19 protein-coding genes are annotated in these 23,102 nt (G+C 55.5%); 4 read left to right on the top strand and 15 right to left on the bottom strand.

The features are described 5' to 3' along the window. Positions 1-2: 2 nt before the first annotated feature. From DVA44_RS25880 to DVA44_RS10630, 10 genes are all read right to left on the bottom strand, one after another. Positions 3-527 (bottom strand): putative T6SS immunity periplasmic lipoprotein, encoded by a 525-nt coding sequence (locus tag DVA44_RS25880; protein ID WP_210405534.1) that lies wholly within the window; start codon positions 525-527, stop codon positions 3-5. Then, on the bottom strand, positions 521-1,081 hold the full coding sequence (locus tag DVA44_RS10670; protein ID WP_114314762.1) for a type IV secretion protein Rhs: 561 nt from the start codon (positions 1,079-1,081) through the stop codon (positions 521-523). Before DVA44_RS10670 ends, DVA44_RS25880 begins: the two co-directional genes overlap by 7 nt. Further along, positions 1,081-3,720 (bottom strand): type VI secretion system ATPase TssH, encoded by a 2,640-nt coding sequence (gene tssH / locus DVA44_RS10665; protein WP_114386691.1) that lies wholly within the window; start codon positions 3,718-3,720, stop codon positions 1,081-1,083. The genes DVA44_RS10670 and tssH overlap by 1 nt, the downstream gene beginning before the upstream one ends. Positions 3,721-3,888: 168 nt before the next feature. Continuing rightward, on the bottom strand, positions 3,889-4,380 hold the full coding sequence (hcp, locus tag DVA44_RS10660; protein ID WP_114386690.1) for a type VI secretion system effector Hcp: 492 nt from the start codon (positions 4,378-4,380) through the stop codon (positions 3,889-3,891). A 5-nt stretch (positions 4,381-4,385) separates the two neighbouring features. Continuing rightward, positions 4,386-6,110, bottom strand: coding sequence for an OmpA family protein (locus DVA44_RS10655; RefSeq protein WP_114386689.1), 1,725 nt, complete (start codon positions 6,108-6,110; stop codon positions 4,386-4,388). 3 nt (positions 6,111-6,113) lie between these two features. Next, entirely contained in the window at positions 6,114-6,767 is a 654-nt protein-coding gene (gene tssL, locus DVA44_RS10650; RefSeq protein ID WP_114386688.1) for a type VI secretion system protein TssL, short form, read from the bottom strand. After that, positions 6,764-8,104 carry a type VI secretion system baseplate subunit TssK gene (gene tssK, locus DVA44_RS10645; RefSeq protein ID WP_114386686.1) on the bottom strand — a complete coding sequence of 447 codons (1,341 nt, stop codon included), beginning with the start codon at positions 8,102-8,104 and terminating at the stop codon, positions 6,764-6,766. Before tssK ends, tssL begins: the two co-directional genes overlap by 4 nt. A 13-nt stretch (positions 8,105-8,117) precedes the next feature. After that, entirely contained in the window at positions 8,118-9,653 is a 1,536-nt protein-coding gene (tssC, locus tag DVA44_RS10640; RefSeq protein WP_114388402.1) for a type VI secretion system contractile sheath large subunit, read from the bottom strand. Between the two features lie 42 nt (positions 9,654-9,695). Next, positions 9,696-10,187 carry a type VI secretion system contractile sheath small subunit gene (gene tssB, locus DVA44_RS10635; protein WP_114386684.1) on the bottom strand — a complete coding sequence of 164 codons (492 nt, stop codon included), beginning with the start codon at positions 10,185-10,187 and terminating at the stop codon, positions 9,696-9,698. A gap of 467 nt (positions 10,188-10,654) precedes the next feature. Continuing rightward, positions 10,655-12,271 (bottom strand): ABC transporter substrate-binding protein, encoded by a 1,617-nt coding sequence (locus tag DVA44_RS10630; protein WP_114386682.1) that lies wholly within the window; start codon positions 12,269-12,271, stop codon positions 10,655-10,657. Positions 12,272-12,454: 183 nt separating this feature from the next. On the opposite strand from DVA44_RS10630, the gene mpaA reads away from it, so the two are divergent. Then, positions 12,455-13,168, top strand: coding sequence for a murein tripeptide amidase MpaA (mpaA, locus tag DVA44_RS10625; RefSeq protein ID WP_114386680.1), 714 nt, complete (start codon positions 12,455-12,457; stop codon positions 13,166-13,168). Here the strand turns inward: mpaA and ycjG are convergent. Further along, positions 13,159-14,124 (bottom strand): L-Ala-D/L-Glu epimerase, encoded by a 966-nt coding sequence (gene ycjG / locus DVA44_RS10620; protein WP_114386678.1) that lies wholly within the window; start codon positions 14,122-14,124, stop codon positions 13,159-13,161. The genes mpaA and ycjG overlap by 10 nt on opposite strands. Before the next feature lie 105 nt (positions 14,125-14,229). Here ycjG and tpx point away from each other — a divergent pair, with 105 nt between their 5' ends. After that, the gene (gene tpx, locus DVA44_RS10615) at positions 14,230-14,736 is read left to right on the top strand and encodes a thiol peroxidase (protein WP_103179860.1); all 507 of its coding nucleotides are present in this window, start codon (positions 14,230-14,232) and stop codon (positions 14,734-14,736) included. Between the two features lie 39 nt (positions 14,737-14,775). On the opposite strand, the gene DVA44_RS10610 is transcribed toward tpx, so the two are convergent. Continuing rightward, on the bottom strand, positions 14,776-15,981 hold the full coding sequence (locus DVA44_RS10610) for a DNA-binding transcriptional regulator (protein WP_210405533.1): 1,206 nt from the start codon (positions 15,979-15,981) through the stop codon (positions 14,776-14,778). Between the two features lie 211 nt (positions 15,982-16,192). Here DVA44_RS10610 and DVA44_RS25875 point away from each other — a divergent pair, with 211 nt between their 5' ends. Then, positions 16,193-18,826, top strand: coding sequence for a nucleoside hydrolase-like domain-containing protein (locus DVA44_RS25875; protein ID WP_210405532.1), 2,634 nt, complete (start codon positions 16,193-16,195; stop codon positions 18,824-18,826). Next, on the top strand, positions 18,826-18,930 hold the full coding sequence (locus DVA44_RS26235; protein ID WP_371413852.1) for a hypothetical protein: 105 nt from the start codon (positions 18,826-18,828) through the stop codon (positions 18,928-18,930). Before DVA44_RS25875 ends, DVA44_RS26235 begins: the two co-directional genes overlap by 1 nt. A gap of 53 nt (positions 18,931-18,983) precedes the next feature. Here the strand turns inward: DVA44_RS26235 and tyrR are convergent, their stop codons facing one another. From tyrR to DVA44_RS10585, 3 genes are all read right to left on the bottom strand, one after another. After that, positions 18,984-20,525, bottom strand: a complete 1,542-nt coding sequence (gene tyrR, locus DVA44_RS10595; protein WP_114314753.1) for a transcriptional regulator TyrR — start codon at positions 20,523-20,525, stop codon at positions 18,984-18,986. Positions 20,526-20,653: 128 nt separating this feature from the next. Further along, on the bottom strand, positions 20,654-21,703 hold the full coding sequence (locus DVA44_RS10590; RefSeq protein ID WP_114386676.1) for a YcjF family protein: 1,050 nt from the start codon (positions 21,701-21,703) through the stop codon (positions 20,654-20,656). Next, complete coding sequence (locus DVA44_RS10585; protein WP_114314751.1) at positions 21,700-23,097, bottom strand: YcjX family protein; 1,398 nt, start codon at positions 23,095-23,097, stop codon at positions 21,700-21,702. Before DVA44_RS10585 ends, DVA44_RS10590 begins: the two co-directional genes overlap by 4 nt. Between the last annotated feature and the right edge of the window lie 5 nt (positions 23,098-23,102).

Raw genomic sequence — 23,102 nt, 5'->3', positions numbered from 1 at the left:
ATTTAATTAAGAGGATCTGAGGTATAGGGGTATTCACAGGATCCAGCATGGTTGCCCTGAACAGGCGTAATATCTATATTTTTCATTTCGCTATAGGGGCGCACTATTTCCATATCCGTCAGAGGAATATTGAAAATGCACCCCCGGCTAATTTCTACTCCAGAAACCATTCTTCGTGGTGTGTCTTTATGGCTTTTTGATTGCAGTACATAAGAAATGATGAATTGCCCTTTATCCGGAAAATGATAGAAAGAGGGAGAAAGGCATAACAGCCCCTTTTCTACCCTGATGGGAGGGAAAAAGATAATTTTCTCCTCCCCTGGTAGCGTCCCGCGCGGATTAATAGCAATATTTACCGGTTGATAATCCTCCGCATCCGGTATAGCAAAACAGATATTATCTCCTCTTGTACTGGCTGTTGCCTCTTCGTCGAATCGCCATCGGTCCCCAGGACAACCAGTAAGCACAGGGAGGCAGAATAATAAAAGAAAGGCTGAAAAATAATGTTGCCGGATCATGTTTACCATGGAAACCCTCGCAACGCATTTGCATACTGTTTCTCAATAACCGGCTCACTGATATTCCCATCAAGTGTAATAACATTAAGATCCCGGAGCCCGCACCATTTTATGTACCCCTCAGCAAGCAGAATAAAATGGTCAGAGATAATCTGTGCCTGCTGTTCCATAGGATATTCACTTAACAGTCGTCCATCCAGAACATAACGGTAACTCACCGCCCAGCTCACTAGTCCCCGACAGATGACATTCATTCCCTTTTCCCGTTGCCAGACATGAACCATTTCATGAATGAACATATGTTTATAGAAAGGAACACTGAGCGAATAATCTTCCCGGTAATGCTCACGGAAATAAATTTCCCCATTTGGTGCCATAGCCGTATTTTTATTCTGAAGGCCAAAGGGAAGATAGCTGTCATGGTGGATCCAGACCTTATGGTATGGGATCGTCGATCTGAATACCGACTTCGCCAGCGCAATCTCACCTGAAGTCAGTAACCGCAGCGTTCCTTCTTTCTCTTCTTTTTGCTCAGCTTTCTTTTTTTTATCATGGATAGTCATCACTCACCCTCCTGCCGCAGCTCAATCACAACCCCCTCATCTTCATCCCAACCCAGAGTGAGATGCTGTGGATTCTGCCCCGCCGCCATATGGTTGAGCAACTGCTGGCTCAGTACTGGCAAAATCTGCTGGTTCAGCAGGCTGTCGATATTGCGCGCCCCGGTATCCGGCAGCAGGCAGGCGGCGGTGAGTGTATCGTACAAAGATTCATCAATGGTGGTCGTCATACCGTAGTGACGCGCCAGACGCCAGCTCACCTGGCCGAGTTTCATCCCGACGATCCTGCGCATGGCCTCCTGTGCCAGCGGACGGTAAATCACGGTCTGGATACGCGCCAGCAATGCGGGCTGGAAGTGGTCGCGCAGCAACGGGCGCAGCAGTTCGTGCAGGTCACCTTCGGTGGCTTCCGGCTGTTCGTCCAGCATCTGCATGATATGGTCGCTGCCGAGGTTGGAAGTCATCAAAATCACCGTGTTACGGAAGTCGATTTCCCGCCCCTCTCCGTCGCGCATAAAGCCGCGGTCGAACACCTGGTAGAACAGGTTCATCACATCCCGGTGCGCCTTTTCCACTTCATCCAGCAACACCACGCTGTATGGGCGCTTGCGTACCGCTTCGGTGAGGATGCCGCCCTGGCCGTAGCCGACGTAGCCCGGAGGCGATCCCTTGAGCTGGGAGACAGTGTGCGGCTCCTGGTACTCTGAGAGATTAATGGTGATAAGGGATTTCTCGCCGCCGAACAGTTCATCGGCAAGTGCTAAAGCGGTTTCGGTCTTGCCGGTGCCGCTCGGGCCAGTCAGCAGGAATACGCCCTGCGGGCCGTTCTCCGGCGCAAGGCCTGTTTTTGAGGCACGCAGGCGCTGCGCAATAGCGTTCAGCGCCGCATCCTGGCCCACCACACGTTTGCTCAAACTGGTTTCCAGACTCAGCAGTTCCGTCTGCTCATCCTTCATTAATGATGAGAGCGGCACGCCGGTCCAGTCGGCAATCACCGTGGCGACAGTACGCGTGTCCACGTCCAGCCCCAGCAACGGGTTATTCTGCTGCACGGCGCCAAGCTGTTTCTGCAGGTCTGCAATCTCCGCCTGACGGGAGATATCCGCGCGGCAGGCGAGCAGTTCTTCTGTAAGTTTCAGCTCCTGGCCGTACTGCGTTTCCAGCGCGTCGAGCTGCAGGATAATATTGATTTCGTCCTGTTCTATGGCGGCCAGGCGCTCTCCGTGGGTGGCGTTACCCACCGCCATATCCTCCAGCAGCGCCTGCTTTTCCATCGCCAGGGCCGTGAGCTGCGCCTTCATCCAGGTTAGCGGTTCCGGCACGGTGTCAAGACTCATGCGAATACGCGCCGAGGCGGTGTCCAGCAGGTCCACCGCCTTGTCCGGCAGTTGACGGCCGGTGAGGTAACGACTGGAGAGAGTGACGGCAGCCTTCACCGCCTCATCCGTAATGTGCACCCCGTGGTGCTGTGCATAGCGGGATTTTAGCCCCCGGAGCATCAGGCAGGCGGTGTCGTCGTCCGGCTCGTCAACCTTAACCATCTGGAAGCGGCGCTCCAGTGCAGCGTCGCGCTCGAAGTACTGCTTGTACTCGCTCCAGGTGGTGGCGGCGATGGTGCGCAGTTCACCGCGGGCCATCGCCGGTTTCAGTAGGTTGGCTGCATCCGCCCCGCCCGCCTGATTGCCTGCGCCGATAATGGTGTGGGCCTCGTCAATGAAAAGGAGAACCGGCAGTGGCGACTGCTGCACCGCGTCTATGATGTTTTTCAGACGCTGTTCGAACTCACCCTTCCCACCTGCCCCCGCCTGCAGCAGGCCAAGGTCAAGGGTGCGCACGCTCACCGGCTTCAGGCTGTCCGGCACGTTGCCTTCCGCAATGCGCAGCGCCAGCCCCTCCACCAGCGCGGTCTTCCCGACACCCGGCTCGCCCACCAGAATCGGGTTGTTCTTGCGGCGTCTTGAGAGAATGTCCACCATCTGGCGGATTTCATTATCCCGGCCAAATACCGGGTCGATTTTACCCTCGCGAGCGCGGGCGGTGACGTCGAGGGTGAACTTATCCAGCGCGTTCTGCAGGGCCGGATTCAGTTCCCCTTCTTTTACACCGGCATCAACCGGCCGGCCGACAAATTTCACCTCACCGCCCTGCGTCATCTCAGCCTCCTGCTGCACCTCTGGACGCTCGTCCGACTGCGCATCCAGCAACGGACGTAAACGCTCCAGCTGGCTCTGGGCCAGCGTTAACAGCGGCCACAGACCATCGCAGCGGGCCAGGCTCTGTTTTTCCACCAGCGCCATCAGCAGGTGAATGCTGCGTATGTGCTCTTCCCCTGCCAGCGAGGCGCGCAGCCAGGCATCCTGCATTAACGACTGCACCGCGTCCGAAAGCTGCGGACGGCTGCGCACTGAGCGCGGCAGTGAATCCATGAACCCCAGCAAATCCTGCCAGATGGCGTCCATATCCCATTCATAGCGCCGCGCCAGTACCGTCAGGTCGCCCTCGCCCTGCTCCAGCAGTTTCAGCAGCCAGTGCTCCGGCAGGATTTCTGCGTGCGCGCGCGTCTGGCACAGGGAGGCAGCGCCCTCCATCGCACGGGCACAATAAGGATTAAGACGGCGTAACAGGATGGCTGGATTTTCCATGAGATTCTCTCTTTATCAGTTCCGGACACGCTACCGCCCGTCGCTTTTCCTCATTTAAGGAACCCAAAGCGCATAAGGTCAGGCAGGCAGATTGTGTTTTTTTGCTGAATACCCGGAGGGCCAGGTATTCAGCAAAAAAAGCAGACGGATAACCGTCTGCTCAGGGAATCAGGCGGTAGCGCGTTCATTCCAGGAATCGGAATGAATGATGTTGCCGTCTTTATAGGTCCAGGTGATTTTTTCGTAGCGCAGCTCAATCTGTTCCAGATGGTTGTGCTTCTCTTTGGAGGGATCCTTGATGTCATGCATCAGCGGGTTGACCTTCACCACCTTCACGTTCTCAAGTTTCGTGTTGAAGTACTCCACTTCCTGACCCGCATCGTTGATTTTGTACCACTTGAATTCCGCAGACTTCAGGGTCTGACCGGTGGTCACCGCCTTGTACAGGTACGGGCTGGAGGAGTCGATTTCCTTGGTGAACAGGAACGGGGTGTGGATACGCGTGCCGGTCAGCTTGCCGGTGTTGTTATCGGTCGGGATGTACAGGTTGTGCTCCTGAGCAACAACTTCGATGCTGCCTTCACGATCCTGAACGTCCACAGAACCTTTAATGTCCGCGCCGCCGTCATCCTTCAGCCACAGATAAACAGGAATTGCCATGTTAATTACTCCATTTCATTTTTTGATACGTCATCATCCTGAGATGACGCGGGGGTATTGCCCGGTAACTGACAGGCATTCGCCTGCGGCACCAGACTGATTTCGACACGGCGGTTAAGCGCGCGGCCTTCCGTAGTGTCGTTGGTGGCGACGGGTCGGCTTTCGCCGTAGCCCTGCACCGCAAAACAGCTTTCCGGCACGTCGCCGGTGTCGCGCATCCAGTCGCGAACAGATTCGGCGCGTTTCATTGAAAGCGCCTGATTGGATTTTTCATCGCCCACGCTGTCGGTATGGCCAGCCACCACGATCAGCCAGCCGGGCTTCGCCTTAATACCGACCAGCGAGTTCACTAGTAGCCTGGTAGAGCCGGGTTTCAGCGCCCATTTGCCAGTGTCAAACAGAGACATGCTGTCGAGGCGGACAGTCTGTGGACCCTGGACGATTTTGTTAATCACAGCACGAGGTGGCGACGGTGGTGCCCAGTCGTTGATAGCTGCTTCTACAGGGGGAATCAGACGCATCCCCTGATACAGTCCTACCCCATAACGCAGTGGCTCTCCCTTTTGCAACCAGTCATCAAGCTGGCGGCTATCAGCTCGAAGTCGCTGCTGTGCTTGCATTTTTGGCGCCGGCGGCGTACCGCTTAGACGGTGATACACCGCAAGATGGTCACCGACGCTGCGAATCAGGCGCTGGTTGTTAATAAAAGAAGCCAGCATCGCCAGCACAAGGAAGAGAAAACAAACGCCACCAGCCAGACGCGCATCTTTCATCCGCTGGCTAACACCGTGGCAACGCGGCAGATACGGAAGCAGAATATCCGGAAGGGGCAGCATCTCGGACGCGAGAATAGCGTCGGGGCGAAGCGTGGTCACACTGGCTATTTGCTGCTGCCAGAGATTCCCTTCAACTGCAGCGACCGGCGTCAGACATATACCCGTTGCACAAAGTTTCAGTGGGAGAAGCTCTCCTTGACGGGAACTGAGTGGCCGTGAAAGACACCTTTCTGTCAGAGCCAGAGCGCTGTCCAACCAGAGCGCATGGTACAGACGTGAGGCATGGCTGCCGATCTCCTTCTGCCAGTCGGTAACCAGCAGGGCAACATGGCCATTCTGCCTTATTCTGACACCTTGCAAATCGGGCGTGAGAGTAAACCAACAGGCACCCTCTTCATGTTGATGCCCGTAATCAGGAGGGGTAACCCAAGCCACGTTCCAGACTGGCGGCAGGCCATTGAGCCAGGTTCGACACTGCATAATGCTGCATCGCCATCCGCGAAGCGACTGTGCCAAAGCTTCCTCGCTCGTTTGCTGTTCCGGAAGTACAGAAAGCATTACAGAAATCTGTGACACCAGCGCCGGACGCACGGTAGCCAGCTGCTGCGCCAGCAATGACAGTTGTTCGGCATTCTCTGCCCTCAGATACCAACCCTGACGGGATTCACGGTGCCCTGTATCAGCAGAAAATAGCTGTGCGGTATCGCCGCAGACCAGCACTATTGCGCCCTGAAAATCCTCTGGTGGCAGGCTATTTTCTTTTATTTGTCCAACGGACGACTGACGAAAGCGGAACTGCCGACGTTGACGCCAGAGTAGCGCGCCGCAAATAAGCAAGACGCATAAGCTGAGAATAAAACGATTCCCGGCAGATACAGACCAGAAACTCAATACCAGCCACAGGGCAAGAACTGTGGCAAGTATCGTGAGAAAACAACGTGTGTAATCACGCATCTCTTATCCCCGCCCTGCTATCTGCTCGACCATCTGCGATAATAAAGAGGAGAAGGTGAACCACAGTGCCGTCAGCACTACAAAACCAGCCACCCAGCCCAGCCAGTACATCCGACGTCCGTTACTCAGGCGAGATGCTCTGACTACCACCGGTGCGTCCTGAGCCAAGGTGAATGGCGGTACCCGCTCACTGAGGGCGCGTACCACATCCTCACGACGTTCATCGTCCTGAGCACGGTACTGGCCAACAAAGCCAAGTTGTAGGGTCCGGTACAGGCAAGTCAGGACCGCCACATCCGGCGCAGGCTCGCGCAAAATTGTACGAATTTGCTCCCATAGCTCTTCCCCGGCATTCAGAGTACTGAAAAAACGGGCCTGCAACGGGTCCTTCCGCCATTTGCGATAGCCATCATCCTGACTGTCCCGGTTCAGAACGCTTTCATCCAGTAGAGCACAATACGCATACAGCATCCGATCACAGCTCAACTCGCTGAAACCGGCCTGAACAAGCGACTCACGCGCAACATTTACCCACCGGCAAGCGCGGCGGTAAAGCGCCTCCCCGTCCTTGATTTCCTGCCCATTGCGCAACTGGCTGACCATCAGCCAGCCCGGATAAAAAGTTTTGTTTATCAGGTCAGTATCAGAGGTATTCATGAACGCAGCACCGCAAACAGTTCTAGTTTCACTTCCCCAAGCGATTCCGGGGTGTAGAAGGTGCAGTTCCCGGCCTCTAGCATGGCGCGGGCTGCATTTGTGGACAGGTCTAGTGCAAAATACTGGTTCTCCAGACGAAGCGGTATTGCAGCAGGGACATGACTCAACGGTTTAATCACCATCCCGCTAAGGGCGATGTTTACCACCTCGGAAACATCATCATGGCTACCAGCTTTACAAAGCTGCGGAAAACGTGTTTGCAATTCGTGGTTTGGCATGGAAGAGCGCACGGAGAGATAGAAATCCGCCCCTTCGCGTAGCCGCCCATCGTGCAGTCTTCCGCGCCAAATTTCCCGGTCTTCGCCTTGCTCCAGGGCAATGGCGATAACCCGCGAAGGTAGGCTGGCTTCCAGAAGCTGATCCAGCAGGGTAAATAGAGGTGGAAACACCTGTTCCGGCCTGTCATGCTGATAAGCAGGAATATCGTCGGCATTGTGTTCAAGGGAGAAAGTCAAAAGACTGCCAGTAAGCCTTGCCAGTTCACGGTAAAGCAGTTCAGGATGACGTGACGGTGTCTGATGTAGTTCTGCCAGCACAGGTTCGGCACTGTTCAGTGCATTGAGCAGCCAGAACAAGGAAACATCCGCCACAGCAAAATCCGCCATCCGCTCATTGCTTTCACGTCTCATCGACATTAACCGCTTACGCCGTGCCGCCAGGCGGTGCAAAAGATCCTTTAATTCACCGATCAGCACAGGACTTGCAGCCAGCGACAGCAGCGGTGGAATAAAGCTTGTTTCCCGAACCCACTGTCCTTGAGGGTTACGGTTCAACCTTGCAACCGGGCAGGTCAGGTAAGCACTGTTTTCCTGAGTGGACAGACGCAGCGTCAGCGAATGGCGTAGTACAGCCAAATCGCTACGCTCATGGCCAGCCAGTTCCTGAACCGTCACCCGCTCCGCCTGCCAGCGGCGCGGACGGGCGCTGTCGCTCCCGTCATCCAGATTACCGCCGTTAGCGTTGAGCAATGGCAGGCATAAAAACACCTCAACACTCTCATGGCCCAACACGGATAAATCACAAACCGGCGGAAGATTATCCGCCAGATCAGTATCTACCAATGTTCCATCGGCAAAGCGTACTGCCAGACGGGTAGCATTGAGCCGGGAAAGCGCCAGTGCGCTGTCGTCAAACTCAGCGCACAGCACACCCCAAGGGTGCGCCAGCGCCATCCGTGCAACAGTATCAGCAACGTGCGCATCCCAACGGGCCTGCTGCTGAAACTGTTGAGGGGCCAGAAAAGCCCCGTCGCTCCATAACGGACGATAAATTTTCATCCCTGCTCCCGCCTTATGCTTTCGCTTTCGGCATCTGGCTCACCAGCGACAGATTCACGTCCATGCCTTCCACCTGGAAGTGTGGCACGGCGTACAACCGCTCGCGGAAGAAGCCCGGGTTGTCCTCGATGTCTTCCACCACTACCTTCGCGTCGCGCAGCGGATGCGATGCCTGAAGCTCGTCGCCAGGATCGGTCATTTCTGTTACCAGACCGCGTACCCAGGTGTTGAGTTCCAGCTCAAGCAGACGGCGATCTTTCGTCGTACCGATGTTTTCGCGCTGAATCAGCTTCAGGTAGTGAGCAATGCGTGACAACAGGAAGATATAGGGCAGCCGTGCGTTGATGCGGCTGTTGGCGGTCGCATCGGCGGTGTCGTACAGGGCTGGTTTCTGGGTGGAGTTCGCCGAGAAGAAGCAGGCGTAGTCGCGGTTTTTGTAATACGACAGTGGGATGAAACCGAGATTCGCAAACTCAAATTCGCGGGTCTCCGGGATCATCACCTCAGACGGGATTTTCACCTGGTTGCCGGTGCCGAGATCGTACAGGTGGATCGGCAGATCTTTCACCGCCCCGCCCGCCTGTGGGCCACGGATCTGTACGCACCAGCCGTTGTTGATGAAGCTTTTCACCATATTGGAGGCGAAGGAGAATGACGCGCTGGTCCAGAGGTATTTCTCGTGATCCGGGCCTTTCACCTGCTCAACATAGTTGAAACTGCGCACCGGCACGGTGTCCGGACCATACGGCAGACGCCCCAGCACCCGCGGCATTACCAGGCCGATATAGCGGGCATCGTCGGTGTCGCGGAACGATTTCCACTTGATGTACTCGGCGCGGTCGAAGTAGTTGCCGATATCTTTGATCGCAGCAACCTCTTCCATCGACTCTTTCAGGAAGAACTTCGGGCCGACGGAGCCGATAAACGGCATATGCGCCGCGGCAGACACTTTGGAGATGTTGCGTAACAGCGCCACGTCCTGCGGGCTGGCGTCAAACTCATAAGCCGATATCACCGAGCCAATCGGTTCACCGCCCGGGGTGTCGTATTCGGCGGTATAGGTGTGCCAGTAAAGCCCGCTCTGAATGAGCTCCGGCGCGTCTTCAAAGTCCTGGCGCAGAGCGTCTTTTGAAACATCCAGAATTTCGGTTTTCACATTCTGGCGATAGTCTGTGTTATCCACCAGCTGTTTCAGGCCACGCCACAGGGATTCCACTTTCTGGAACTCTTTATGGTGCATCACCGCATCGAGCTGGCGGCTGATCTGAAAATCGAGTTCAGCGATATGGTGGTCAATCAGCGTTTTGTCGAGCTTTTCCACCTGTTGTCCGGAACGGCGGATGCAGTCCATAAACACCTGCATCGCCGCAGTCAGACGTTCACCTGCTGACGCATCAGCCAGCGCGGCATCATCCAGAAACGCATTAATATCGCCCAGGCTGGAAGCCGGAGTCAGATTGATTTTTTCAAACAGAGAGGCATACACACCCTCTTTTTCCAGTACAGTAGTTTGCCCCTGAGCAGAGCCATTTTCAGTATTTAAAGACATCAGCATATTCCCGGTTAATCCATTAAAAGAGACATCCACACATTATTTCGGGGCAAGCGCACTCATTTCGTTACGTAATTCCTGAGTCAGCGCCGGATCCTTAAGAATTTTCTCGAGTTCTTTTCTGAAAGTGGCGTTATCCAGCAGATTGGATTTGAGATCGCGTAATAAATTACGCATGGCCAGCATAGCGCGGAGTTGAGGGATCTGACGGGCAACCTGTTCAGGTTCGAAGTCTTTCATGCAGGAAAACTGCAGGCGGATATTTTCTTCTTCACCGTCGACAGTGAGCGTATTTTGTACGGAGAGATTAATCTCCGGGTTAAATTCCGAAAGTACGCTGTCAAAGTTGCTTTTATTGACGTTAATTTTTTCACGTTCAGATAACACACGGGTTTCTTTACCGTTACTGAAATCCCCAACCGTCAGAATCTTAAGGGGTAATTCAACTTTCTTCTGTGCGCCACCGGTGTGGAGAGCCAATTTTAAATTTATTCGTGCCTTCGGCACTTCATTCTGGAAAGAATCAGCCATAGCGGTCCCTTTTCCTTAAGGAATAGTTATAGAGTTAAATCATGTTTATTCGCGAGTGAGATAGTAGAACAAATAATTACAATGGATCAACTAACTATTACTCCAAAATTAGCGTTTATCTACAGAATTACAGGTACCGCTAATTGCAAGTACCATTATCTGACCACGGTATATTAAAAACAAGACTTGCCGCCAGCCAATAAATAAAAACCATCCCCTAAGAGGATTGTATATTATATTTATATTCCATTATTCTTTTTTAGCAAATCAACGAGAATTATGAATCCCGCCGTTTTATAAGAATAGCAGGCAGTCATTTCTATATGGCTTTATATATCCATCAATATCAGAAATAATCATAATGAATAAAACTGAGACAGAGGCAGGCAGAATATGAAATTGCGGGCAAAAAAAATGGCGCCTGATGTCGCGCCATTTACTGAGAGAGCACTATCGTACGGTACCGCTTAGTGCTTCACGATATACATCGTGCGGCTGTACGCCACATCTTCCGGGTTGTTAATCGGATAGCCTTTCACCCACGGCTTGATTAACCGCCCGTTGGTGTACTGGTAGATCGGCGCAATCGGGGCTTTTTCCGCAATGATTTTTTCAGCGGTATTGTAATCCGCATTGCGGGCCTGCTCGGTGGTCTCCAGGGATGCCTGGTTAATCACCTTGTCATACGCCGGATCGTTGAAACGCGAGATGTTGCCAGTATGCGTTGAGGTCAGCAGGGAGAGGAAGGTTGACGGCTCATTGTAGTCACCTACCCACGAGGCGCGGATCACATCGAAATTACCGGTGTTTCGGCTGTCGATATAGGTTTTCCACTCCTGGTTCTGCAGCTTCACATCCACTCCCAGGTTCTTTTTCCACATAGACGCCACCGCGATAGCAATCTTCTGGTGGTTCTCTGAGGTGTTATACAGCAGCGTCAGCTTCAGCGGTTTCTGCGCATTGTAGCCTGCCGCCTGCAACAGCGTTTTGGCCTGCGCATTCATCTCTTCCTGGCTCATCTGCTCAAACGGCGATGGCTCAGGGGTAAAACCTGCGGTCACGTCCGGCGTGAAGTGCCATGCGGGTTTTTCGCCGGTACCCAGTACTTTTTCAGCCATGATGCGCCGGTCGATGGTCATGCTGAGCGCCAGACGCACTCTCGCATCCGCGGTCGGGCCTTTCTGGGTGTTAAAGGCGTAATAATAAGTACCCAGCTGCGGCGGAGTATAGACCTGCCCCGGAATGTCCTTCATCAGTTTCTGATAAAGATTTTTCGGGAATGACTCGGTGATGTCGATATCGTTCGCCAGATAGCGCTTGGTGGCAGACGACTCCTGGTTGATCGGGATAAAAGTCACTTTCTGCAGAACGGTTTTGTCGTTATCCCAGTAATGGCTGTTTCGCTCAACCACCAGCTTCTCGTTGACCACCCGGTCTTTCAGGATATACGCACCGTTACCTACCAGCGCCCCAGGACGAGTCCACTCCGGGCTGCTCTCCACATTCGCTTTTTGTACCGGATAGAAGGCGAAGCTCGCCGTCAGATTGGCAAACCACGGCAGGGGTTTATCGAGCTGCACGCGCAGGGTTCGGCTATCCACTGCCGTTACGCCCAGTTTATCCGGCGTTGCCTTACCGTCGATGATCGCCTGCGCGTTAACGATTCCGGCGAGGGCCGCAAACCAGGCGAAAGGCGAGGTCGTTTTGGGATCCACCAGACGCTGCCAGCTGTAGACAAAATCCTGGGCAGTGACGGGGGTGCCGTCAGACCATTGCGCGTTTTCGCGCAGGGTGAAAGTCCAGACGCGGTTATCATTACTCTGCCAACGGGTCGCTACGCCTGGCACCAGTTCGCCCTTTTCGTTTTGATTCACGAGCCCCTCGAACAGATCGCGTATCACCTGAATTTCAGGCAAGCCAACCGCTTTAGCGGGATCAAGCGAGGCAGGTTCATCTTTGATATGACGCACCAGCTCCTGTTTGGATGCCAGGGTTGTCCCGGGGGGAACATCCGCCGCGAAGGCGTAAGAAGAGAGGCCACACAACAATAAGGCAGAACAGATCAACGAAACCGGATGCTTCATGAGATCCCCTTTGAAATGATGGGTACGAGCAGATGGGTAATTATTTGTTTCAGAACAGTGAAATGCAAACAACTTCCATTGGAAAGTTGATATCTGCCGGTTTTATCCCCTGTGTGAAACTATTTGATTAACCGTGTTTTTTGCACAACACTGCCAGTAATACAATCTGATTCAGGAACGTCTATGTCACTTACCCGCCCAAGAACGGAACGTGGCGCTTTCCCGCCCGGGACCGAACATTATGGCCGCTCATACCTCGGCGCCCCCTTAATCTGGTTCCCTGCCCCGCAGGCCGATCGCAACAGCGGCCTGATCATTGCCGGAACCCACGGAGATGAAAATTCTTCGATTGTGACCCTATCATGCGCCCTGCGTACCCTGTCCCCGGCGCTGCGCCGCCACCATGTGGTATTAACCGTTAACCCGGACGGCTGCCAGTTGGGATTACGCGCCAATGCCCGTGGCGTGGATTTAAACCGTAACTTCCCGGCGGCCAACTGGCGGGAAGGGGAGACGGTCTACCGCTGGAACAGCTCCGCCGAAGATCGGGACGTGGTGTTGCTGACGGGGGACAAGCCCGGTTCAGAGCCGGAAACCCAGGCACTGTGTCATCTGATCCACAAACTGCATCCGGCCTGGGTTGTCTCGTTTCACGATCCGCTGGCCTGCATTGAAGATCCCGCCCACACGGCCCTTGGGCGCTGGCTGGCAGATGCCTTTTCACTGCCGCTGGTCACCAGCGTCGGCTATGAGACGCCAGGCTCATTCGGCAGCTGGTGTGCCGATTTGAGCCTGCACTGCATCACCGCTGAATTCCCGCCGATCTCCTCCGACGAGGCCAGCGAGAAATACCTGAAAGCGATGACCGATCTGTTGCGCTGGGAACCTCAGAGATGAACCACGCCGGTGCTGTATTGCAGCGCCGGAGAGACATCCACGGCGAGCCAGGTAGGACCATCGAGATCGGCAAACTTCACCTCATTTGCCAGCGGCAGTGCGGCACCGATCGCTCGCGAGGTGCAGAGCATACAGCCGAGCATCAGTGAAAAACCACTTTGACGCGCCTCGGCGGCAAGGGAGAGCGCTTCGGTGATGCCGCCGGTTTTATCCAGCTTAATATTGACCATATCGTAACGCCCTTGCAGATCCGCCAGGCTCTCCCGGGTGTGGCAGCTCTCATCGGCGCAGATGGGCAGCGGATGAATAAAGTTCGCCAGTGCGGCGTCCTCACCCGCGGGCAAAGGTTGTTCGAGCATGGCGACATCCAGATCCGCCAGCAGCTGGCAGCGGGCAGCCAGTCCTTCGCTGTGCCAGGATTCGTTGGCGTCGACGATAAGCGTCGCCTGCGGCACGGCCCCGCGAATGGCGACCATCCGCTCGCTGATCAGACGATCATCCAGCTTCACCTTCAGCAGGCGCGCCCCGGCGTCATAGAGCGCTTTGGCACTGGCGGCCATCTGCGCGGGCTCACCGATGACCACCGTTTGCGCGGTGACCAGCGTCTGCGGCAGCGTCACGCCCGCCAGCGCCGCCAGAGAGATCCCCTGTTGACGGGCGGCTAAATCCCACAGGGCGCTGTCCACCGCGTTGCGTGCGGCACCGGCAGGCAATAACGTCTGTAGCGCTTCCCGGGTAAGGCCGCGCTCCAGTTCAGGCGCCAGCGCCGTGATCTGCGCCATTACCGAGGCGATGCTTTCGCCATACCGGGGATAAGGCGTGCACTCCCCCACCCCTTTGACACCCTCTTCCTCTATCTCAACCACCACTACACAGGCCTCGCTCCGGGTTCCGCGGGAGATCACAAACGGCGTATGCAGTGGCCAGGCTTCTTCGTAAACCTTGAGGGTTCTCATCACTCACTCCTGTATAGCGGCTTCGCGCAAATAGGGTTTGCTGTGCTATCGGCTGATGACATACACTAACGGCGACGTTAACTATATGTAAACAGGAAGATAACTATGTCACAACTCGTTCATTTCCAGGGCAACCCGGTTTCTGTTGCAGGATCCATTCCTCAGAAAGGCAGCAAAGCGCAGGCGTTTACGCTCGTGGCAAAAGATCTGTCTGACGTCGTGCTGAGCCAGTTTGCCGGCAAGCGTAAAGTGCTAAACATTTTCCCAAGCATTGATACCGGCGTGTGCGCCGCGTCTGTACGTAAATTCAACCAGCTGGCGACCGAAGTGGACAACACCGTTGTGCTGTGCATCTCTGCCGACCTGCCGTTCGCTCAGTCCCGTTTCTGCGGTGCTGAAGGTCTGAGCAACGTTATCACTCTGTCTACCCTGCGCAACCCGGAATTCCTGGAGCAGTATGGCGTGGGCATCTCTGAAGGCGCACTGAAAGGCCTGGCTGCACGTGCAGTTGTGGTGATCGACGAAAATGACACCGTCGTATTCAGCCACCTGGTGAATGAAATCACCACCGAGCCAGACTATGCTGCTGCGCTGGAATCGCTGAAGGCGTAACGGCAAAAATGACATGAGCCTGTACAGCATCGGCTCATGTCATTCATTTGACAAGTTCTCATATACCTCGTCACCTTCCTTTCGATACTCTACCGGCGTACACCCCATCTCCCGACGATAGACAGAATACATATACTGAAGTGACGTAAATCCGCTCTGCATAGCCACATCGGCATAACTCAGTTGCGTCTCCCGCAGCAAATTTTTTGAGCGCTCGAGTCTGAAGCTCAGTAATTCGTCATGCAACGTCTTTCCGAGGGTACGCATAAAGTGCATGTCCAGGGTCGCGCGGGAACAGCCTACGTGCTCTGCAACCTGGGCGGCCTTGATCCCCTGGGTTCCGAACTGGCGGATGAAGTAGCGGGCGCGCAAAATATAGGTATTCATTATAACGCTGTGTCGGGTAGACGCCTGGGCATTCACGCCTTCAGGCCCGACCATGACATGTTTTTCACGCAGCGGTGTACCCGTCAGCTGCCGGTGCAGCATCTCCGCGGCGGTGCGTCCCATCTGATGAGTACCCTGCGCAACCGAACTGATTGCGATGCGACTGAGGCTGCGCAACAACGGATCATCATCTATGCCGATAATAGCGATCTCTTCCGGCACGGCATAACCCGCAATGGAACACGCCTGCAGCACTTGTCTGGCGCGAGAATCCGTTACTGCGATGATACCAACAGGCTTAGGAAGCGTACCCAACCACCGGGCCAGATCCTCAAGGATGTTATGCCACACCAAAGCGTGTGTCGGAATGCCTTCAAAGATCTCGGCCTGATGCCCGTCCGCCTCTACAAACTGGCGAAAGGCGTTTGCCCGTTCCACCGCCCAGGGGTTCATAATTGTCGGCTCAATGGAGTAACAGGCAAAGCGCGGAAGGCCCATGTCGATGAGATGTTGATACGCCTGCCTCACCAGCTCAACGTTATCCGACGCCACGTAAGGAAGAGAGCGGATCGTTGGGCTGCTCAACTGCCAGGAGCCGCCAATTCCCACCACCGGCATCTCTACCTTCGTCAGTAGCGATGTCAACAGAGGATCGTCGAAATCCGCAATGACGCCATCCCCTTTCCATTCGAGCAGGCTGGCCGGGGATGAGCGGAAATCCTCTTCCAGCAGGAAATCCCAGTGGATGCGGGTCGATTTCATGTACTCGCATATTCCTTCAATGATGCTCCTGCCATAGCGCCCTTTGGCCTTCAGCATCAGTGCCACCCGAAACATGTCATGCTTTCGCGACGCCATATCGTGATCCCTGAATATAGAGAGGAAATATCACCCTATCATAAGCCGAACGATGGCTGTAAAGATATTACTGCCCTTAACTTAATGTTATTAAAGAGTAATTTAACCATTTAGAAAAATCATAAACCGATTTTGCAGCAGAGTTATGCCAGGCTGTTTTCCGTTCCTGAAGTGCAAAAAAATAAAAACCTCTGGAGGAAATGTCTCTGCTATGAAATTGCAAATAAACGGAAAAACTCTTTTCCTGTCGCTGACGTTGCTCTTACTGGTTGTCGCGCATGAATCGTTCAACCAGGTCCGCGCAGCAGTCAGCCCGGAAAATAACATTGTGGCCGCTAAACCGCGGGTGATTGTCTCAACGGACATCGGCGGGACCGATTTTGACGATTACCAGTCGCTGGTCCACCTGCTGCTGTACGCAGATGCGATGCAGCTCGAAGGCCTGCTCTCCTCGCCGTGGGGGCCGGTACGAAACCGTGCGACGGAAATTCTGAAGACTATCGATCGGTATGAACAGGATTATCCGAATCTGAAAAGCTGGTCCAGTGATTACCCGACCCCGGATTACCTGCGTTCCATTACCCGACAAGGCGGGATGGATTCCGCGCCGCCCGAAGGCTTTAGTCAGCCCACTGATGCCTCAAAACTGATCATTGAAGCGGCAAAACGCCCCGATCCCCGGCCGCTGTGGATCCTGATCTGGGGAGGGATTGACGACCTGGCGCAGGCGCTTCATGACGACCCAACCATCAAGCAAAAAATCCGCGTCTACTATATCGGTGGCCCGAACAAGAAGTGGTCGACGTCCGCATACAATTATATTGTTCGCCATCACCCGGATCTGCACATCATTGAAAACAATTCCACCTATCGGGGCTGGTTCACGGGAGGTGATCAAACCAACGGTCTCGACGGCGCGACCTTTGTGGCTACGCATTTAAAAGGCCACGGCGCGCTGGGCGATTTCTTTAATTCTTACGGAGAGGGTCAATTAAAGATGGGCGATACGCCGTCGGTGGCTTATATCCTTGGGCCCAATCCCGACGATCCTCAACAAGAAAGCAAAGGCGGTGGACGGTTTGTGCGGGCATGGGATCGCCCTCTGTACACCTTCAAAGGCAGGCCAACCGCCTCCGACGTGGTGGAAACCTATGGCCTGGTTGAGCTGATCGTTCATCCCAAAGGGCAGGCGCCGGCGGGGACTACCGCAAATCTGGTCGTGCCAGCCTCCGGGAACAAAAGCGATCGTTTCCCGGGCTTCGCAGCAGCTGACGGGACGTGGCACTTCCGTTTCGTCCCGAAAGCATCCCAGACGTGGAAGTACACCATTGAATCTAACTGGGCCGGTCTGCAAGACCCGGTTGGCGGCAGCTTTACCTCAGCGTCCCCTGCGGCTTTACGGGCCACGCAGCCCTCTGGCCGCTATCCAAACTGGTGGACCGACAATCCTGATCCCGCGTTAAGCGAGGACGTACCGCCTTTTGGCCCGCAGCAGGGTATCAAAACCATCAATCAGTGGCGGGCGATCTATCTGGCTGACTTTGCGTCTCGTATCGAACGGCTGAAGCCATCAACACCTGATGTAAAAGAGAGCAAACAACGTCTGTTCGTGTTAACCGATATCGGTGACGATCCCGATGACCAGATGTCAATGGTGCGTCTGATGACCTACGCTAACCAGGTGAACATTGAAGGCCTTGTCGCCACCTCTACCGGCAAAAATAAAGACCAGGTAGAACCACAACGCATCATCGATATCATCAAAGGTTACGGATTAGTTCGCGACAACCTTGAAAAACATGAGCCCGGTTTTCCGCTTGCGGACGATCTGCTTAAGGTGGTGGCTCAGGGCTTGCCAGTCCACAATATGGCCGCAGTGGGTGAAGGCAAAGACTCGACAGGATCGGAACTGCTCATTAAGGCCGTAGACCGTCAGGACGATCGGCCACTATGGGTGACGGTCTGGGGTGGCCCGAATGTGCTTGCGCAGGCGCTATGGAAAGTACGTCATACCCGTACGCCTGAAGAGCTTGAAAAGTTTGTTTCCAGACTTCGCGTCTACGCCATCTCCGATCAGGACGACAGCGGTCCCTGGATCCGCAAAATGTTCCCGTCACTGTTTTGCATCGTCTCCCCAGGGCAAAACGCCGGGGGCGGTTTTCACCACGCCACCTGGATTGGCATCGGCGGTGACTATTTCCATGGCCGTTTCGCCGGGGCGGATTATCAGCTGGTAACCAACGAATGGCTGGATAAAAATGTGCGCAGCAAAGGCCCCTTAGGGGCAGAGTACCCGCGCTGGAAGTTTATGATGGAGGGGGACACGCCATCATTTTTGAATCTCATTCATAATGGCTTGTCCGATCCTGAACATCCTGACTGGGGTGGCTGGGGCGGTCGTTACGAGCTCTATACGCCGCATAAAGAGCGTTGGTTTATGGCCCAGGAGACGCGACCGATTTGGACCAATGCGCAGGATGAAGTGCTGGGCTTTGATAATCGCTGGCACACCACTAACCATGCGACAATCTGGCGCTGGCGTGGGGCTTATCAAAATGACTTTGCCGCCCGAATGGACTGGACCATCAAGCCCTACAGTGAGGCCAATCATCCCCCGGTACCAAAACTCGATCACCCTGCCACCCTGACGGTGAAAAAAGGGCAGCGGGTGGAGCTCAGCGCAATGGGCTCCTCCGATCCCGACGGTGATGCCCTCTCCTATGAATGGTTTGTCTATGCAGAGGCGGGAACGCGCGTATTATCAAATGCGGCCACCGGGGTCATGTTAGACATTAAAAACGCTACCAGCCAAAGGCCTGGTTCGATGTCACCGATGCCCGGGTGATGCCACCGGGAACAGGTACGATGCATATCATTCTGGCCGTGACCGATCATGGCACGCCGCGCTTAACCCGCTACAAGCGCGTGATTGTCAACGTGGTGCCATAACCCCTCAAGCGGCGGGCCGAATGCCTGCCGCTTCACTTATGTACTGACAGGCGCTACTCGTCACCTTTCTTCTGGCTCAGACCATATTCGCGCAGCTTGTTGGCGATAGCGGTGTGAGACACGCCTAACCGTTTCGCCAGCTTGCGGGTGCTGGGATAGTTACGATACAGCTGTGTCAGCACCGAGCGTTCAAAGCGGCTGGTAATGTCATCCAGCGATCCTTCCATCGCCTCTTCCCCTACCGCCACCGTTCCGGCGTCGTAGTCCGGCAATAAGATATCCTGCGGCCGCAGCTCATAGCCTTCAAGCTGGGTCAGGGCACGATAGATCGCATTTTTCAGCTGACGAATATTCCCCGGCCAGCCGTAACGGGTAAGAACCGTATTCAGATCGGCTGAGAACTTCGGTCTTGGGATACCCTGCTCATCGGCAAAGCGCGCCACAAACAGCTCGGTCAACGGCATGATGTCCTGGGGGCAATCGCGCAGCGGCGGAATATTGAGGGTCAGCACGTTGAGACGATAATAGAGATCTTCCCGGAACATCCCCTTCTGCACCAGCTCCACCAGGTTCTTCTGGGTGGCGCAGATGACGCGCACGTCCACATGCACCTCATGATCTTCCCCTACCCGGCGGAAGGTGCCGTCATTGAGGAAACGCAGCAGTTTGGCCTGCATCCGCGGTGACATTTCGCCAATCTCATCCAGCAGCACCGAGCCGCCGTTGGCCTGCTCAAAGAAGCCTTTTTTGCCTTCCGGCGCGTGGCCAAACAGCTCGCTTTCGACGGCATCTTCAGGGATAGAGGCGCAGTTCAACGCCAGGTAAGGTTTGCTCGCCCGCGGCCCCGCCTGATGTACCGCATGGGCCAGCAGATCTTTGCCGGTGCCGGTGTCGCCGGTGATCAGCAGCGGCGCGGCAAGGTTCGCCAGCTTACGCGCCTGCTCCACCACGTGACGCATTTTCGGGCTGACGGCAATAATCTGGCTGAAGGCGCCCGTATCCTGGCTCGACAGGTTTTGCAGTTGACGCCCCATACGGACCGTTGAGCGCAGCATGATCACTGAACCGGTCAGGGTTCTGTCGTCGTTGTCACCCTGCAGATAGACCGGGGTGAGCTCCATCAGGAAGTTTTGCCCGTTAATAATCACATGCTCGCTGTGGGTCGAGCGCGGATTGCTCTCCAGCCAGCGCTGGAAATTGAAGCCGGGGATCAGCTGGGCGGCGTTGTGGTTACTCAGTTTCTCCGGCTCCAGCGCAAACAGCTGGCAGCTCGCCTGATTAGCCCGATCGATTTTGCCTTTCAGATCCAGGGATAAAAAGGGTTCGGGCATCGCTTCGAGTAGCGCGCTAAGGGCCAGGTGCTCGCGCTCGGAGGGCATCCACGGCACGGTACGCACATCCGTAACGCCAGCGATACGGCGGATTTCAGCCATTAAGCTGCTGAATGTTTCAAAGGCAATTTCAGCAAAATTCAGGTAAATCTTCCCGATTGGGTCAATCTCAATTCCGCGCAGGTCAATACTCCGCAAAACAAGGAGATCGAGCAGCTCGCGAGTCAGGCCGAGACGGTCCTTACAAAACACTTCCAGACGCATGGGAAAATCACTCTATAAGCCATTAACTCTGAAATGATAAGCCAGATATCTGCAATCGGGAAGATGGCTGTCAACAAATATTGACAGCCTGTGAGCATAGTGACGGAATTTTGTGCGAGGAAGCGAGCTTACTGCGGTTTTTTATTGAGGGTATCTTTCAACTGGCCGATTAATTCCCGACGGAAATCCCCCAGCCGGGGTTTATCATCCGCTGTCCACGGCAGTGGACGGCACAATTCCATCGCTTTGATCCCCAGCCGCGCGGTGAGCAATCCTGCACCAATTCCCTGCGCCGCACGGGCCGAAAGGCGAGCGGCCAGATCCTGCGACATCCAGTCCATCCCCACCTCGCGCACCAGCTCACTGGCCCCGGCGAAAGCTATGTTCAGCAGCACCAGGCGGAACAGGCGCAAGCGGCTGTAATAGCCCAGTTCAATGCCGTACAGGGTGGCGATGCGGTTAATCAGTCGCAGGTTTCGCCAGGCTATAAAAGCCATATCAACCAGCGCCAGCGGGCTGACGGCAATCATCAGCGTTGATTCGGCTGCCGAGCGGCTGATCTCCCTCCGGGCCTGGCTGTCCAGCACCGGCTGAACGAGGTGGGCATACAGCGACACTACTTCGCGGTCGTTTTGCGTTTCGTGAATGGCGGCGTACCAGCGCTGCAGCGCCGGATGAGACTGATCGAGCCCGGCCTGTTTCGCCAGTTTTTCACAAAACGCCCGTCCGTTACCGGTGCCGTGGCTGTGCAGCAGATCCCGGGCTTCATCACGCTCGTGAGCACGCTGGCGCAGTCGCCATAAACGGCGCCATTCGGTGGCAACAGAGCCCACGCCCGCGCCAACGATAAGCGCACCTGCCGCGCATCCCCCCAGCGCCACCCAGTCCTGGGTTTGCCAGGCGTTGATTGCCCACTGCACGCCTTGCCCTACTACCGCAGCGCCCGCCAGCATCAGGCCCGCGCTGACCATTTTGCGCCACAGGCTACGTTTAGGTCGCAAAGCGGCCTCGACGACGGCTTCGGCTTGTCCTTCTTCGGCGGGGAGCATATCGGTCATCACCGGCGCGAAGTTTCCGGCCTGAGCGTCATCAAACGTTTGTGCCGCTTTGAAGGCCTCGCGATCCTCCTCTTCCAGAGTGCCGGTAAAATCCATTCGCGGTTTTAAGGGTTCGGTCATCGCAATTTATCTCCGATTAAAAACTCCAGCGCGGCATCCAGGCGAATATGCGGCAGCGGCTGGTCTACATTCATCGTCTGCGGGCGGAAGGCTTCAAACTGAAACCCCTGCTTTTGCCAGAATGCCTGGCCCGGCAGCCGGGCGGGAACCTCGCCAGGGTAGACCGTCAGCGGGGTGCCATCGCTCAGACGGTGGCCGCGCAGCGCCGGGATCTTCTCGCCATTAACGTCAATCAGGCCGCTCTGGGTAGCCTGTACCGAGGCCAGCCCCAGGCAGTCCATGCTAATCCCCTCGAAGGCGGCGTTCTGCCAGGCATCTTGCACCAGCTGCTGGAGGAGCGACACCATATTGGCATGCTGATCCACCGTCACGTGATCCGCCTTGGTGGCGGCAAACAACAGTTTGTCGATCACCGGGGAGAAGAGACGCCGGAACAGCGTGCGCTGCCCGTAGTGGAAGCTCTGCATCAGTTGGGTGAGCGCGAGGCGCATGTCGTTGAAAGCCTGAGGGCCGCTGTTGAGCGGCTGGAGGCAATCCACCAGCACAATCTGGCGGTCGAAGCGTAAAAAGTGGTTGGTGTAAAACCCCTTCACCACTTTTTCGCAGTAGTAGTTGAAACGCTCGCGCAACATCCCGGCGTTGGTATGTTTGTCCGCCTGGGCAAGCTTCGATTCACCAAAAGCCTCCACGTCCGGCCACGGGAAAAATTGCAGCGCCGGGGCACCCGCCATATCTCCCGGCAGCACAAAGCGACCCGGCTGGATAAAGTGCAGCCCCTCTTTCTTACATTGATGCAGATAATCGGTCCAGGCTTCTGAAATGGCCGCCAGCCGGTTTTCATCGGCGGGTGCCAGTGGATCCAGCCCCTCACACAGGGAGCGCCAGCGGGCGGACCACGCCGCGCGGGGCCCCTGTAACAGGCCCGTCATCTGCCGCGACCAGCTGAGATAGTCCTGGGTCAGCATCGGCAGGTCGAGCAGCCATTCGCCGGGATAGTCGACAATCTCCAGATAGAGGGTGGAGGTCTCTTTAAAGTGACGAAGCAGCGAGTCGTTGGAGCGGTACCGTAACGCCAGGCGGATTTCACTCACCCCGCGGGTGGGCGTTGGCCAGGTTGGCGGCGTGCCGTAAAGCTGGGCCAGCCCTTCGTCGTAGGTGAAACGGGGAATACCAAAATCACGCTGAGGAACGCGCTTTACGCCAAGCAGGCGCTCTTCGCGCACCGCGCTCAACAGCGGCAAGCGCGCCCCGGCATGCAGGTTAAGGAGTTGATTCACCATCGCCGTGATAAAGGCGGTTTTGCCGCTGCGGCTCAGTCCGGTGACCGCCAGGCGCAGATGACGGTCAACCCCACGATTCACCAGAGAATTAAGTTCATTTTTAAGTCGCTTCATCGCCG

It is taken from the genome of Leclercia sp. W17 (assembly GCF_003336325.1).
GTDB lineage: Bacteria > Pseudomonadota > Gammaproteobacteria > Enterobacterales > Enterobacteriaceae > Enterobacter.
Note: the sequence above shows the minus strand (reverse complement) of the source record. Positions and strands in the feature narration are given on the sequence as shown.